Genomic DNA, 14739 nt, shown 5'->3' with positions numbered 1-14739 from the left:
GGCCTACGTTCGCCGGTATGGACCGCCGGGCGCCCGTGGACGGACAGTGCCGGTTCACCGTCCTCGGACCGCCGGGACTCGCCTGCGGTACCGGGGAACCGGACCTGGGCGCGCCGCAGCAGCAGGCCGTGCTGATGGTGCTGCTGGCCCACCGCGGCCGGTTCGTGCGGATCGGCGAGCTGATCGACGGCCTGTGGGGCGAGCGCGCGCCGGCCACCGGGGAAGCCGTCGTCCGCACCTACATCTCCCGCCTGCGCCGCGTGCTCTCCGAACACGGCCTCGGCTCGGCGATCCGGTCCCGGTCCGGCGGGTACCTGCTCGACCCGGCGCTGTTCGCGCTCGACGCCGCCGACTTCACCCGGCTGGTCGAAGCCGCCCGGCAGGAACGCGCGGGCGGGAACGTGCCGGCCGCCGCCAAGCACCTGGAGGAGGCCCTCGGCCTCTGGACGGGCACCGCGTTGGCCGGGGTGCCGGGCGAGGCCGCCGAACGCGAACGCGCCCGCCTGGAACGGCTGAAGCTGATCGCCACCCAGGAACTGTTCCGGCTGCGCCTCGAGCTGGGACGGCACGCCGAGGTGGCGGCCGAGGTCCCGCTGCTCATCGAGCTGAACCGGTTCGAGGAGCCGTTGTACGAGATCCACCTCCTTGCCCTGCACCGCAGCGGCAGGCGGGCCGAGGCGCTGGAGGCCTACCGCACGGTCTACGACCTGTTCGGCCAGGAGCTGGGGGTGAGTCCCGGGCCGCGGCTGCGCGAGATCCACGAGCAGATCCTGCGGGCCGGCACCGAGGACGACCCGGGTCCCGAGCCGCGGACGCCGGTGGCCCGCCCGGCTCCGGAGCGAGGCCTCGAGCCGCCGTTCGTCGGCCGGGACGTCGAGCGCGCCGCCTTCGGCGCCCTGCTGCGGCGCCGTCCCGGCGAAGGACTCGAAGTCCTCTTCGTGTGCGGAGCCGCCGGAATCGGCAAGTCGACGTTGCTGGGCCGGTTCGCCGGCGACGCCACGGCCGCCGGGCGGACGGTGTGGCACCTGCGCGGGCTGCCGACCGCCCGGCTGCGGGAGCGCCTCGACCGGCTCGCCGGGGACGGGCCCGCCGGCCCGGTCGTCCTCGTCGACGAGTTCGAGCGGCACGGCGAACTCGAGCCGTGGCTGCGCGAGGACCTCCTCCGGCGGCTGCCGGGCGACGCGGTCGTCGTCGTGGCCGGCCGGCGCGGCCCGGGCGTCGCCTGGCTCACGGACCCGGCGTGGTCCGGGGCGATGGTGGTCCGGCGGCTGGAGGCGCTCAGCGCCCTGGAGTCCGCGGTGCTGGTCGAAGCCCGCGGGGTGGATCCCGCCTTCGGTGCGTCCATAGTGGACTTCGCGGCGGGCCACCCGCTCGTCCTCGCGCTGGCCGCGGAGGTCGGCCGCGGCATGGCGGCCACCGGGCAGCCGTCACGGCGCGAGGCCGTGCGGTACGTCGTCGACACCGTCCTGGACCTGCTGGTCGGCGACGTCCCGACGCCCCGGCACCGGTGGGCGCTCCACGTGTGCGCGCACGCCCGCTACACCACCGAAGACCTCCTGCGCGCCGCGATCCCGGAGGGCGATGCCGCCGAGCTGTTCGACTGGCTGCGCGCGCAGCCGTACGTCGAGACGCCGGGGCACGGCTTGGACGTCAACGGTGTGCTGCGGGAGGCCCTCGACGCGCACCTGCGGTGGCGGGACCCGGTCGGTTACGAGCGGATGCACCGGCGGATCCGCCACTACGCGCTGAACACCCTGCTGCGCGACGCCACCGAGCCGCGGGCGGGCGTGGCGGTCATGCGGACCGTCAGCCACCTGCGCCGCGGCGGCGGGGTGGTGGCCCGCTACGTCTCGATGGTCGGCGACGAGGACGTGCGGGCGGCCGGCGTGACCCCGGCCGACCACGACGAGCTCGTCACCCTGGCCCGCGAAACCCACGGTGAGTTCACCGCCGCGTCCGTCCGGTTCTGGCTGGACCGCCGGCCCGAGGCGTTCACCGTGCTGCGGTGCCGCCGGAGCAACCGGTTGCGCGCCTTCATGAGCTGGCTGACCCTCCGCGCCCCGTCGCGGGAGGAGCTGGACGGCGACCCGGTCGTCGCCGACGTCTGGGCGGACGCGACCCGCCGGACGGCCCGGCCGCCCGGCGCGCACGTCGCCGTCGCGCGGCACCTGATCTGCCCGGCCCACGAGACCAAGCCGAACCCCGTCACCGACGTGTTCCTGGCCCGGATGATGCGCTGCTGGCTGCACGAACCGGACCTGGCGGCTTCGTACCTGGTCGTCGCGAACCGGCAGCAGTGGGCGCCGCTGATGGACTACCTGGGCCACTTCGAGCCGGCGTGCTCCGGCGCGAACTACCCGTACGCCGTCTTCGGGCACGACTGGCTCGCCGATCCGCCGTCGCGGTGGCAGGACCACCACCTGGACGAGGAGCTGTGGGCCCAGCGCCTGGCCCTGTTCAGCCGAACGTGAAGGAATAGGCCCGCACGCCCGGGCTGACCGTCAACGTCAGCTCGCCGCGTCCGGAGTGACCGTCCAGCACCGTGTACAGCGTCGGCGGGCCCGAAACCGGGATGGTCTTCGTGCCGTCCACGGTCACCGTGCCGGTGCCGCCGAGTACCCAGTGGACGGACGTGGCGTGGAAGTCGAGCCGCAGCCGGGCGTCCGGGCCCGCGGTCAGGTACTCGCCGTCCGAGGTCCACGTGCCGTCGAGGGCGAACGTGTCGGCGTCGAGGGCGGCCGGGAAGGTGTAGTCCCGGGTCTGGCCGGCCGCGACCCGGCCGCCGCTCGTGGCCAGGGGAGCGTGTTCGGCCCCGAGGTAGGTTTCCGGGGTCAGCGAAGCACCCGGGGTCGTGTCGGGGACGTCGGTGGCGTGGGGGAGCCGGGGTGTTCCGGCATCGGTGAGCGCGGTGCGGATCTGCTGTTCGAAGTCCGCGTAGCCACCTTCGCCGAAGCTGGTCCGCCGGACCTGGCCGGTCGCGTCGATCAGGTAGGCGGCGGGCCAGTAGTGGTTGCCGTAGGCGTTCCAGGTCGCGTAGTCGTTGTCGACGGCGACCGGGTAAACCACGCCGAGAGCCTTGGCCTGGTCGGCGACGTTGCCCGGGTCGTGCTCGAACGCGAACTCCGGGGTGTGCACGCCGACCACCTCGAGGCCGGCGTCGCGGTAGGTGCGGTACCACTGCTCGAGGTGGGGCAGCGCCCGTTGGCAGTTGATGCAGCTGTAGGTCCAGAAGCTGACGACGACGACCTTGCCGCGCAACGCCCGCAGCGACACCGGTTGCCCGCCGGGGGTGTTGAGCCAGGTGCTGACGCCGGTGAACTCCGGGGCGTGGGTGAGCTGGTCGAGCTGGCCGGTGCCGACGGCCCGCTGCGCGGCGGCGGTGTAGTCCGGCACGGTGCGCTGCAGCGGGGCGGCGAGGTCGAACGCGGTGACGGCGGCGACCGCCACCAGGGCGGCGCCGGTCGTGACGCGCAGGCTCCGCGCGTGCGTCCGCAGGAACCGCGCGCGGCGGGCCAGCGCGCCACCCGAGGCGGCCAGCACGAGCAGCGGGATGCCCGTGCCCACCCCGAAAGCCGCGGTCAGCAGCAGGCTGCCGAACCCGACCCGGTGCGTCGCCCCGACCACGGCGATGGTGGCCAGGACCGGACCCGCGCACGGCACGTACACCAGCCCCAGCGCCAGCCCCGTGACGAAGCCGCCGCGGCCGGGAGCGGCGGCCCGGCCGCGGAGCCGGGCGAACGGCCGTTCCAGCAGCTCGCCCGCGCGCGGCACGAGCAGCCCGATGCCCAGCAGGACCAGCGCCGCGATGCCCGCGTTCCGCAGGAGCCCGGCGGGCAGATCCAGTGCGTCCAGGACGAGCGAACCGAACAGCGTGGCGAGGCTGAAGCTCGTCACCAGGCCGCCGACGACACCCCAGGGGCGGCGCGCGCCCGCCGTCAGCACGACGGGCAGGACCGGCAGCACGCACGGCGAGACGCTGGTGACGATCCCGGCGAGCAGGCCGGCGAGGAGCAGGGTGGGCATGCGATCGACCGTATCCGCGGGGACGACTCCCTTGGAGGACAAGGAAGGAGCGGTAAGGGTCTCGTCATGGATTCCGCCTGTCGGCGAGATGTATAGGTCCGGCGCGTAGTTTCCGCGATGCAGGCGCGGGGGTTTCCTGTCCATTGAGGACTTCGGTGCGTCCGTGAGCGTGCGGACCGAGCCGGACACCGCGGGCCTCGTGGCCGGGCGTGGCGCCGCTGAGGGCGGCGCGGGCGAGAACCCGCGGCAGCGCCTGGTGCCGGTCTCCGCGCCGGTCGCAGCCGGCCCGGGCCGTGGCCCGCGGGGTGGTCGCGATCCTGCCGCACGCGACGTCGGCGCCGGAGGTGGCCGTCCGCGGGCGGTCGTGGCCGCCGCGAACCACGGGCGGGCTGACGCCGCGCGAGCTCGACGTGCTGCGGCTGCTCGCCGACGGCCACGACACGGGAGCCGTCGCCGCCCGGCTCGGCTTCTCGGAACGGATGATCAAGAAGATCGTCCAGGGCGTCACCCGGCGCCTGCGGCTGCGCAACCGGACCCACCCGTCTCCTGCGCCCTGCGCGCGGGCGCCCGCTAACTGACACACGATTGAGTCAATACCTGTCGTCGTCGTCACAACAAGTCGAATAGGGTGGCATTATCTGCTGTAATTGCCACATTGAAGACGCACTTAGACGACGGGAGTCGAGCGATGAACAGGACCTGGTTGATCACCGGAGCGGCGCGGGGCTTCGGACGCAGCCTCACCGAGGCCGTCCTGACGGCGGGTGACTCGGTCCTCGCCACCGCGCGGCGGCCCGAGCAGCTCGACGACCTGGTGGCGAAGTACGGCGCGCGGATCCGCCCGTTCGCCCTCGACGTCACCGACGCCGGTGCGGCGGTCCAGGCGGTGCGGGAGGCCGCGGAAACCTTCGGCCGCCTCGACGTGGTCGTCAACAACGCCGGCTACGCGAACAGCGCGCCGATCGAGGAGATGGCCGAGGACGACTTCCGCGCCCAGATCGAGACCAACCTCTTCGGCGTCGTGAACGTGACGCGCGCCGCGCTGCCCGTCTTCCGCGCCCAGCGTTCCGGGACCTTCGTGCAGTTCTCCTCCATCGGCGGCCGGGTCGGCGGCACCCCCGGGATGGGCGCCTACCAGACCGCGAAGTTCGCGGTCGAAGGCTTCTCCGAGGTTCTCGCGAGCGAGGTCGCCCCCTTCGGCGTGAAGGTGATCATCGTCGAGCCCGGGGCCTTCCGGACCGACTGGCAGGGCTCGTCGATGACCCGGCACGCCGTCGGAGCCGACTACGAGGAGACGGTCGGCGCCATCCACCGCTACCGGGACGAGCACGACGGCAAGCAGCCGGGTGACCCGGTCCGCGGCGCGCAGGCCGTCGTCGACGTGGTCGGCGCGGACAACCCGCCCCGGCGGCTCATCCTCGGCGGCGACGCCGTCGTGGCCGCCCTGAAGGCCGGCGAAGAACGAGCGGCGGAGACCGAGCGGTGGGCCGGGGTGAGCCGCTCGGCGGACTTCCCGGCCGACGCGCGGTGAGCTCCACTGTGGACTGCCGGCCGCCTCGGCGGCGTGGCGGTTGACGATCCGAACGCGACACCGAAGGGTATGTTGAGGACGTGAGAGCCGACGCCGCGCGCAACCTCGAACTCCTGCTGACGACGGGCGCCCGCATGCTCGCCGAAGACCCGGCCACGAGCATCGCGGCGATCGCCGCGGAGGCGGGCGTCGACCGCCGCACGGTGTACCGGCGGTTCACCGGCCGGGAAGAGCTGCTGGCGGCGGTGTACCAGGCCCGGCTGGACGCGATCGAGGCGGCGATCGAGGCGGCCCGGCTGCGGGAGGCGCCGGTGCCGGTGGCGCTGCACCGGTACGTCGAGGGGATCGTCGGGGTGAACCGCACGTGGCCGACCGAGGTCAGCCGGATGCGCTCGGACCCGGAGATCTGGGCGCGGCGCCTGCGCGCGGTCGACGAGGTGGAGCTGTTCCTCCAGCGGGCCACCGACGAAGGGTTCCTCCGGCCGGGGCTGCCCGCCCGCTGGCCGAGCAACGTGCTGGGGCAGCTGGTGCACCTCTCCTCGCGGGAATTGCCCGAACTGAGCGACGCGCAGGCCGCGGACGTCATCGTCGACACGTTCCTGCGCGCCTTCGGAGCCGGCCGGTAAGCACGGGCCGGCATCGCGAGGCCCGTTAGGACAGTCCCGTGCACCGACTCGGCAGCCGGACCGCGGGTCGACTGTGGAATTCCCCTCCGGACGAACGGATCACTGCCGAAGTCGTTGCTGTGAAGGTGATCCGCTCACCCCCGCGGCCCGTCGACGACGACGGCCCGGGCGGACTGGTTCGCGCCAGGAATGGCCGCTCAACCAGCGGATCACCCGGAAGCGTGCTAATTGGTCATTATGAGTGAATCAGCGAACCACCCGAACTATCCCCATTCCGCGACGTCCGACCAGCCGGTGGCGGCCGCGCGTCCCGGCACCATCGAAGGCGCTTTCTGGGCGTTCATCGCCTCGACGGTCATCGGTCTGGTCGGCGGGCTGATGATCTTCGGCAACCGCGACACGATCGCCGGCGCCGCGCGCACGTCGAACAGAGAGCGCGGCGGCAACCTCACCGACGCGCAGATCGACCAGGCGGTCAACTTCACGATGATCACCGCCGTCGTCATCGCGGTGATCATCGCCGCGCTGTACCTCCTGTTCGCCTTCAAGCTGCGCGCCGGCCGGAACTGGGCGCGCATCGTGCTCACGGTGCTCACCGCCCTGCAGCTGGTCTCCCTGCTGACCGGGGAAAGCACGATCGTCAGTTACGTCTCCGGGCTCGCGGCCGTCGCCGGCGTCGTGCTGTCGTTCATGGCCCCGTCGAACGCCTACATCGCGGCGGCCAAGGCACGCCCGTAGTCCCGGCGGCGGTTGACACGCGGCTCCCGTCATTCATACATTCGATGTCTGTTTGTATGAATGACGGGAGTTGATCCGCATGCGGCTCGGCAAGACCGCCGTCGTCCTCGGGGGCAGCGCCGCCGGCCTGTGCTCGGCCGGGGCGCTCGCCCCGCACTTCGACCGGGTCCTGGTACTGGAACGCGACGAGCTCCCGGCCGAGGCCGAGCACCGCCGCGGGGTGCCGCAGAGCAAGCACCCGCACTTCCTGCTGAACTCGGGCCGTCGCGCGATCGGCGCCCTGTTCGCGGGCTTCGAAGACGACCTCATCGCCGCGGGCGGGCTGCACCTGATGCCGTCCCTGGACGCCGCCTACCTCGACGGCGAAGGCTGGTCGGCGCGCAAGCGCGGTTCGATGACGATGGTCTACAGCTCGCGGATCCTCATCGAGCGGGTGCTGCGCGACAAGGTGCGGGCCCTGGCCAACGTGACCATCCGCGAAGGCGTTGCGGTGACGGGGCTGACGGCGCGGGGCGGCGGCACCCGCGGCGGGCGGATCACCGGGGTCGGCTTCACCACGGCCGAGGGCGAGGAGCACGTCGACGCGGACTTCGTGGTGGACGCGCTGGGCCGCGGTTCGCCGGTCGGGAGCTGGCTGGCGGCGGCGGGCTGGCCCGAGCCCGAAGTGCGGACGCTCGACGCCAAGGTCACCTACACCTCGCGCTGGTACGACCTGCCCGCGCCGGCGGAGCGCCCCGCGTCCTGGTGGTGGCGGCACCTGGTGATCATGCCGACCCCGGACAAGGGCGAGCACCCCGCCGAGCACGAGTTCCTGGTGAACTTCTTCCCGATCGAGGGCGACCGCGTCATCGCCTGCATGGGGTCGTGGGGGCTCGAGATGCCCCGCACGACCGACGCGTTCGTCGAGACGGCGCGCCGGGTGCGGACGCCGCTGTTCGCGGCCGCGATGGACCGGTGCGCCCCGACGTCCGAGGTGCACCTGACCCGGTCGACCGGCAACAAGTGGCGACGCTACGACCGCCTGCGCCCGCTGCCGCAGGGGCTGGTGTTCGTCGGCGACTCGATCTGCGCGTTCAACCCGTTCTACGCCCAGGGCATCAGCTCCGCGGCGGCTTCGGCCCTGCTGCTGCGCGAGCACCTCGACCGCGCCCGGGCGCTCGACGCGAACTTCTCCGCCCGGTTCTTTGCCGGGCAGCGGAAACTCCTCGGCGTGCCGTGGCGCCTGGCGATGGCCAGGGACCAGGGCTACGCGTGCGCGACAGGCACCGAGAAGCCGCCGGAGTGGCGGCGCCGCATCGTCGCGGCGGCTTCCGCTCCCGCGTTCAGCCTGATCGTCGGGGCCGCGCGGGAGGACGACGTGGTCGACGAGCACTTCGCCAAGGTGTTCAACCTCGACGAGTCGCTGGGGGAGATGCTGCGGAACCCGCGGGTGCTCGCGGGACTCGTGCGCTACCGCGTCCGCGCGGCACTGGGGCGGCACCGGATTCCCTTCGGCTTCGACCCCCAGGCCGAGCCGCCCGCGACGGACTACTCGCCGGAGGCCCGCGCCGCGACGCCGGCGGGCGCGCGGTGACCGCCGGGTGCGGACCGGACGCCGAAGCCGTCACCCGCGGCCTGGGCTTCGACTGCCACGACGTCTCGCCGGTCGTGTCGGTCCGGTTCCCGTGGGACCTCGCCCACTGGACGATGCCGCTGCTCGAAGTGCTCATCGTGGGCGGTGCGGTGTTCGCGCTGGTGCACGCGATCCGCCGGTACCGCGCGGGCGACCCGGTCAACCTGGCGCTGTGGTGGGCTTCCCTGGTCTACCTCTTCGTGACCGAACCGCCGCTGTACTTCCCGGAGTGGTTCGGGCTCGACCGGCAGTACGGTTTCATCTTCGCCCACAACCTGTTCACCGTGCAGTTCATGGCGGATCGGCTGCCGCTGTACATCGTGGCGTTCTACCCGGTGATCAGCCAGCTCGCCTACGAGCTCGTGCGGTCCCTCGGGATCTTCCGGCGGGGTGCGCTGACCGGGGCGGTGGCCGTGGCCTTCGCCTGCCAGGTGTTCTACGAGGTCTTCGACCACCTCGGCCCGCAGCTGAAGTGGTGGGCCTGGAACGCGGGCAACGACATCGTCAACCACCCGGCGCTGGCGTCGGTGCCGATGACCAGCATGCTGCTGTTCGCGTCCGTCTCGATGGGCGCGATGACCTGGCTGGTCGTGCGGCTGACCGGAAGTGGCCCGCGTCGCGGGTGGCCGCTGGTGCTGCGCACCCTCGTGGCCGGTGTCCTGACGCCGCCGACGATGGCGATCGCCGGTGTCCCGTCGAGCCTCTTCGGCGGGAACACCGCCGCGCGGGCGTGGGTCCTCGGCATCGAGCTGGCCCTGCTGTGGCTGGCCGGCGCCTGGATCGTCGTGCGCTACCGGGAGCGCGCGCCGGACGAGCCGCTGTCCGCGTTCGTGCGGTTCTATCCCGCGATCTACCTGGCGGGCATGGCGGTGTTCTGGATCGGCGCCCTCCCGGCGTACTTCGACGGCGGCCCCCTGATCGGGAGCGGGCCCTACGTGCTCGCCTGCTTCGCCGGGGCGGGTCTGTTGCTGGCCGCGCTGTACCGCGCCCGCCGCCCGGCACCTGCCGCGGTCTGAGGGGTGCCGGTCGGGGAAGATGGCGGGCATGGGGCACCACGGATGGCAGGGCAACCCGCCCGGCACGGAGGACGAGGCACGCCGCCGCATCGTCGAAGCGGCGACGGCGTGCCTCGACCGGGCCGGGCTCGCGAAGACCAGCCTGTCCGACGTCGCCGCCGAAGCCGGGGTGACCCGGCAGACCGTCTACCGCTACTTCCCGGGTTTGAAGGACATCCTCCGCGCCGTCGCGCTGGCCGGGGTCGAGGAGTTCGCCGGGCGGATGGAACGCCACCTGGCCGCGTTCGGCACGCCGGCGGAAGCCGCGGTCGAGTCGGTGGTGTTCGCGGTCCGGACGGTCCCCGGCGAGCCGTACCTGGGCTTGCTCCTGCAGGCGGGCGAAGCCGACTTCTTCACCGACGGCGTGATTTCGCCGCTGGCCTTCTCGTTCGGAGCGCGGATCCTCCGCAACGTCCCGGTCGACTGGGCGGGCGTGGGTGTGACGACGGACGAAGAGTTGCAGGGGCTCGCCGAAGTCCTGATGCGGTTGTTCATGTCGTTCCTGCAGTACCCGACGACCCCGGCGCTCACGGACGACGAGCTGAGGGCCCTCGTCCACCGCTGGATCGGCCCGGCTCTGCGGAGCTGACTCAGGGGGATCGGAAGGCTCGCCGGTAGGCGCCGGGCGTGGTGCCGATCTGAGCGCGGAACCGGCGCCGCAGGTTGACCGCGGACGTCAGGCCGACCCGGGCCGCGATCGCCTCCACCGGCAGGTCGGTTTCCTCCAGCAACGTGCGGGCTTCCGTCACCCGGCGGGCCAGCGTGGGTGGGGAGGGACTCCGCGGCAGACCGCACTGGCTCGCGGGTCGAAACTCGCTCCGGTAGGTGCCTGATGGCGCCGATTTGAGCGTGGACCCCCTTCCGCCGCGCGGTGGAAGCAGCCAGTACCCCGGGTGGCGGGAGCGAGCCGGTCGGCCCGGGCGAGTGCGCGTGGGTAGCGGGTTCGGCAGCTGGCCGCGCCAGGCTCAAGGCGTCCGGAACGCGCGCCGGTAGGCGCCCGGAGTAGTACCTACCTGAGCGCGGAACCGGCGCCGCAGGTTGACCGCGGACGTCAGGCCGACCCGGGCCGCGATCGCCTCCACCGGCAGGTCGGTTTCCTCCAGCAGCGTGCGGGCTTCCGTCACCCGGCGGGCCAGCAGCCACGCACCCGGACTCGTCCCGAGCCGTTCTCCGAAGCGCCGGGCCAGCGTGCGCGGCGAGACACCCGCGTGCGCCGCCATCTCACCCACCGACAACGGCGTTCCGAGCCGTTGCGCCGCCCACTCCAGCAGACCGTCCAGCGCGTCCGGCGGCGGGGACGGCGGGGCGAACTGGGCCTGGCCCCCTTCCCGATGGGGTGGCATCACCATGTGCCGCGCGACGAGGGCGGCGTGCGCGGCTCCGTGGTCCTTGCGGACCAGGTGCAGGCACAGGTCGATCCCCGCGCCCGCCCCGGCGCTCGTCGCGACGTCGCCGTGGTCGACGTACAGCACGTCCGGCTCCACGCGCACCCGGGGAAACTCGCGCCGCAGCTGTTCGGCGCGTTGCCAGTGGGTCGTGGCGGACCGGCCGTCCAGCAGGCCCGTGCGGGCCAGCGCGAACACCCCCGAGCAGATCGTGACCAGCCGCGCGCCCCGGGCGTGGGCCCGCAGCAGCGCGCGGCGGACGCGCGGGGACAGCGGCGCCTCCACCGGCGCCCACCCCGGGATGATGACGGTGTCCGCGGAGGCAAGCGCCGCCAGTCCACGGGAGACCGACATCGCGTACCCGGCCGTCGTCGGCACCGGGCCGGGCGTCTCGGCGCACACCTCGAACTCGTAGTGCTGCGGCACCCCGGCGCGCGGCGTCCCGAAGACCTCCGCCGCGCACCCCAGCTCGAACGTCGACTGCACCGGCCGCACCAGGGCCACCACGCGATGCATGGCAAGAAAGTACCCCAAGGTGTCTTCCCGGACTCTGGCCCGCCCCGCCGCGCGCGGGCACCGTGGCGGCATGCACCCCGAGATCCTTTCCCAGCCGGGTTACACCTCCGCCGCCGTCGAGGACGCCCCCGTCCGCGAACTGTTCCCCGGCATCCGGCTGCGTCCACTGTGGACCGGCGCGAACGGCGCGCACGCCAACGTCCTGGAGATGGACGCCGGCACGTCGTGGCCGCGCCGGGACGTCCACGAACCCGGCCCGGAGGAGGTCTACGTCGTCGCGGGCACGTTCAACGACGGCGCCCGCGACTACCCGGCGGGCACGTTCCTGCACGCGCCGGCCGGTTCGTGGCACGTGCCCGCGACGACGACCGGCTGCACGCTGTTCCTCTTCTACCCGGAAGGCTGACGCTCGATCACGCTCCGACGCCCAGCGCGGCGAGCAGCACGGAGAAGAACGTGACCCCGGCGAGCGTCGCGTGGGCGAGCGGCCGGGGACGGCGCAGCATGGCCAGCCCGGCCCGGCCGTAGTCGCGCAGGGCGCCCGAGCGGCCGTGGCGCGCGCGGTGGCCGCGCACCAGGAGCGTGTCGCCGAGCCCGTTGCCGGCGGCGAGGACGGCGAGCGCCGTCCAGGCGAGCGCGGCGGGATGCCCGGTCGCCAGGTAGCCGATCCAGAGCGCCAGGCCGGCGAGGGTCGTGGCCAGGTGCCCGTAGGCCAGCGGCGGTGGCGTGCTTCCCGAGCGCAGCCACCCGACGAACATGGTCAGCCCCACGGTCGCGCCGGCCAGCCAGCACACCAGGGCGAGGAGGGGAGTCATGCGCCTGACGGTACTACTATCGTAGTGTCCAGTCACTACCTCTATAGTGAAACCGTGACCACGAATCGCGAGCGGGCCCTCGGCGCGGCGATCGAGCTCCTCGGGACCGAAGGACTGCGGGCGCTCACCCACTCCCGCGTCGACAGCCGCGCCGGCCTGCCCAAGGGCTCGGCTTCCAACTACTTCCGGACCCGCGCCGCCCTGCTCGAGGGCGTCGTCCAGCACATGGTCGACCGCGAGGCCCCGGCCGTCGCCGACGCCGTCCTCGCGCCGGACAGCCGCGAGGAGCTGGTCGACGAGCTGGTCCGGTTCTACGAGTTCCTCACCGGCCCGAGCCGGGTCGTGACCGCGGCCCGGATGGTGCTGCTGGCCGAGGCCAGCCACGACCCGGTACTGCGCGCAGCACTCACCCGGGGCCGGGCGACGTTCGAGCGGCTGTTCGTCCCCGCGCTGATCCGGCTCGGCGCGACCGACCCGAAAACGGCCACCGAAGCGCTGGCGGCCTGCTTCGAAGGCCTTTACGCGCACCGGATCGGCCGCCACGCCGATCCCGACGCCCGGGCGGTGTTCGAGCTGGTCGTCCGGAGCGTGCTCCCGCCGCGCTGAAAATTTCCGGGCCGCGCGGGGAGAAGCCGCGTGCTGCAGTGTTCGAACAGCTCCGCGCGGGCACCGGCCTCGCCGTCGCGGAGGCGTCGCAGCAGGATCCGCCGGCAGCGCTGGAACACGGGCCGGGCGTACCGGCCGTAGAGCGCGCCGAGCGCACTCCAGTCACCGTCGTTCAACTCCGCTCCGGGCCGGGGGGGCTTCGCCACGTCACAGGTCGCCGGGTACGTGGCGGCCCGGGCCGGTTTCTCCCCGCCGGAGGCGAAATTTTCGCCGGACGTTCTGGCCGGGCCGCGCGCCGCCCTGGAAGTCGCGGACCCGCGTTGTCCGGGTTTTGTCCAGCTCGGCGATTCCTTCGGCGCGCGCCCGGTGTCTACACCTCGGAAACGGCGGGAAGCCGCCGACGGGAGCCGCGAGGAGACGCGAGTGAGCACCAGAACTTCACCCACACCGGTGCCACCGGTAGCAGGCGCGAAACGGAGGTGGGTGCTGGCCATCACCTCGGTCGCCTCCCTGATGGTCGTCCTCGACTCGCTGGTCGTGGCCACCGCCCTGACCGCGATCAAGACGGACCTCGGCGCGTCCATCACCGAGCTCGAATGGACGGTCAACGCCTACGGCCTGAGCTTCGCCGTCCTCCTCATGACGGCCGCGGCCGCCGGGGACCGCTGGGGCCGGCGGCGGGTGTTCGCCGCCGGGGTGACCGTGTTCGCGGTCGCGTCCCTGGTCTGCGCGGTCGCGCCGAACGTGGAGACCCTGATCGCCGGCCGCGTGCTCCAAGGCGCGGGCGCCGCCTTCGTCATGCCGCTCGCCCTCGCGTTGCTGGGAGCCGCCTTCCCGCCGGAGCTCAGGCCCAAGGCACTCGGCGTCTTCGCCGGCGTGAGCGGCGTGGCGGTGCCGCTCGGGCCGCTCCTCGGCGGCGCCGTCGTGGAGGGCATCTCCTGGCCGTGGATCTTCTGGATCAACGTCCCGGTGGGGCTCGCCCTGGTCTGCTTCGCGCTGACCCGCGTCGAAGAGAGCCACGGCCCGGACCCGGCCATCGACTTCCCGGGGCTGGTGCTGGCCGGTGCCGGTTCGTTCGGCGTGGTCTGGGCCCTGGTCCAGGGCAACACCGCCGGCTGGACCAGCTGGGTGGTCGTCGGCCCGCTCGTGGCCGGTCTGGTGGCGCTCGGGGCGTTCATCGCCCGTCAGCGGAAAGCCGCCCACCCGATGCTGCCGCTCCACCTGTTCCGCTCACGCCGGTTCGCCGCGGGCAACGTCGTGGTCTTCTTCCACTGGGCCTCCGCGCTGGGTGCGGTGTTCTTCATGGCCCAGTTCCTGCAGGCCGGGCTGGGGTACGGGCCGCTGGCCGCCGGTCTCGGGCTGGCGCCGTGGGGACTGACCACGGCGGTCATCCCGCAGGTGGCGGGCCGGCTGGTCGGCCGGTTCGGCGAGCGGCCCTTCATCGTCGCGGGGCTGGGCCTGCACAGCCTCGCCATGCTCTGGATCGCCCTGGTGGCCGACCCGCAGAGCCCGTACTGGGCGATCGCCGCGCCGCTGGTGCTGTCCGGAGCCGGCATCGCGCTGTGCCTGCCTGCCGTGCAGAGCGCGGTGCTGACGTCGGTCGCCCCGCGGTTCATCGGCAAGGCCTCCGGCGCCTTCAGCGCGATGCGGCAGCTCGGCGGGGCGTTCGGCGTCGCGGTCCTGGTCGTCGGGTTCTCGCTGGCCGGCAGCTACGCCTCGAGTGACGCGTTCACCGACGGGTTCACCGCCGCCGTCGTGGTCAGCGCCGTCCTCGGCACCGCCGGCGCGCTCACCGGAATCCTCATTCCCCGCCACGAACCGAAGGAGTAGGA

14 protein-coding genes and 1 pseudogene are annotated in these 14739 nt (G+C 73.2%); 11 read left to right on the top strand and 4 right to left on the bottom strand.

Annotated features, from left to right (window positions below):
• The first annotated feature begins 17 nt into the window (after positions 1-17).
• Positions 18-2471, top strand: coding sequence for an AfsR/SARP family transcriptional regulator (locus ACH54P_RS09215; RefSeq protein WP_489911917.1), 2454 nt, complete (start codon positions 18-20; stop codon positions 2469-2471).
• On the opposite strand, the gene ACH54P_RS09210 is transcribed toward ACH54P_RS09215, so the two are convergent.
• On the bottom strand, positions 2458-4023 hold the full coding sequence (locus tag ACH54P_RS09210; protein WP_489911916.1) for a cytochrome c biogenesis protein DipZ: 1566 nt from the start codon (positions 4021-4023) through the stop codon (positions 2458-2460). The genes ACH54P_RS09215 and ACH54P_RS09210 overlap by 14 nt on opposite strands.
• 293 nt (positions 4024-4316) lie before the next feature.
• Here ACH54P_RS09210 and ACH54P_RS09205 point away from each other — a divergent pair, with 293 nt between their 5' ends.
• From ACH54P_RS09205 to ACH54P_RS09175, 7 genes are all read left to right on the top strand, one after another.
• A complete protein-coding gene (locus ACH54P_RS09205; RefSeq protein WP_489911915.1) occupies positions 4317-4601 on the top strand; it encodes a LuxR C-terminal-related transcriptional regulator in 285 nt (94 codons plus the stop codon).
• 110 nt (positions 4602-4711) lie between these two features.
• A complete protein-coding gene (locus tag ACH54P_RS09200; protein WP_489911914.1) occupies positions 4712-5554 on the top strand; it encodes an oxidoreductase in 843 nt (280 codons plus the stop codon).
• Between the two features lie 80 nt (positions 5555-5634).
• Positions 5635-6180 (top strand): TetR/AcrR family transcriptional regulator, encoded by a 546-nt coding sequence (locus ACH54P_RS09195; protein WP_489911913.1) that lies wholly within the window; start codon positions 5635-5637, stop codon positions 6178-6180.
• Positions 6181-6417: 237 nt separating this feature from the next.
• The gene (locus ACH54P_RS09190; protein WP_489911912.1) at positions 6418-6918 is read left to right on the top strand and encodes a hypothetical protein; all 501 of its coding nucleotides are present in this window, start codon (positions 6418-6420) and stop codon (positions 6916-6918) included.
• Between the two features lie 79 nt (positions 6919-6997).
• On the top strand, positions 6998-8491 hold the full coding sequence (locus tag ACH54P_RS09185) for an FAD-dependent oxidoreductase (protein ID WP_489916375.1): 1494 nt from the start codon (positions 6998-7000) through the stop codon (positions 8489-8491).
• Positions 8488-9546 (top strand): enolase-like domain-containing protein, encoded by a 1059-nt coding sequence (locus ACH54P_RS09180; RefSeq protein ID WP_489911911.1) that lies wholly within the window; start codon positions 8488-8490, stop codon positions 9544-9546. Before ACH54P_RS09185 ends, ACH54P_RS09180 begins: the two co-directional genes overlap by 4 nt.
• Positions 9547-9574: 28 nt before the next feature.
• The gene (locus ACH54P_RS09175; protein WP_489911910.1) at positions 9575-10174 is read left to right on the top strand and encodes a TetR/AcrR family transcriptional regulator; all 600 of its coding nucleotides are present in this window, start codon (positions 9575-9577) and stop codon (positions 10172-10174) included.
• Position 10175: 1 nt separating this feature from the next.
• Here the strand turns inward: ACH54P_RS09175 and ACH54P_RS09170 are convergent.
• Positions 10176-10346: pseudogene (locus tag ACH54P_RS09170) on the bottom strand (helix-turn-helix domain-containing protein); the annotation flags it as partial.
• A gap of 204 nt (positions 10347-10550) precedes the next feature.
• Complete coding sequence (locus ACH54P_RS09165; RefSeq protein WP_489911909.1) at positions 10551-11486, bottom strand: GlxA family transcriptional regulator; 936 nt, start codon at positions 11484-11486, stop codon at positions 10551-10553.
• Between the two features lie 70 nt (positions 11487-11556).
• On the opposite strand from ACH54P_RS09165, the gene ACH54P_RS09160 reads away from it, so the two are divergent.
• Complete coding sequence (locus ACH54P_RS09160) at positions 11557-11892, top strand: cupin domain-containing protein (RefSeq protein WP_489911908.1); 336 nt, start codon at positions 11557-11559, stop codon at positions 11890-11892.
• 7 nt (positions 11893-11899) lie between these two features.
• On the opposite strand, the gene ACH54P_RS09155 is transcribed toward ACH54P_RS09160, so the two are convergent.
• A complete protein-coding gene (locus ACH54P_RS09155) occupies positions 11900-12301 on the bottom strand; it encodes a hypothetical protein (protein WP_489911907.1) in 402 nt (133 codons plus the stop codon).
• 54 nt (positions 12302-12355) lie between these two features.
• On the opposite strand from ACH54P_RS09155, the gene ACH54P_RS09150 reads away from it, so the two are divergent.
• Together ACH54P_RS09150 and ACH54P_RS09145 are read left to right on the top strand one after the other, a co-directional pair.
• The gene (locus ACH54P_RS09150; RefSeq protein WP_489911906.1) at positions 12356-12907 is read left to right on the top strand and encodes a TetR/AcrR family transcriptional regulator; all 552 of its coding nucleotides are present in this window, start codon (positions 12356-12358) and stop codon (positions 12905-12907) included.
• A 483-nt stretch (positions 12908-13390) separates the two neighbouring features.
• Positions 13391-14737, top strand: a complete 1347-nt coding sequence (locus ACH54P_RS09145) for a DHA2 family efflux MFS transporter permease subunit (protein WP_489911905.1) — start codon at positions 13391-13393, stop codon at positions 14735-14737.
• The last annotated feature ends 2 nt before the right edge of the window (positions 14738-14739 follow it).

It is taken from the genome of Amycolatopsis sp. N2S4-7, from assembly GCF_058119595.1.
This window is presented reverse-complemented; position numbering and strand designations above follow the sequence as displayed.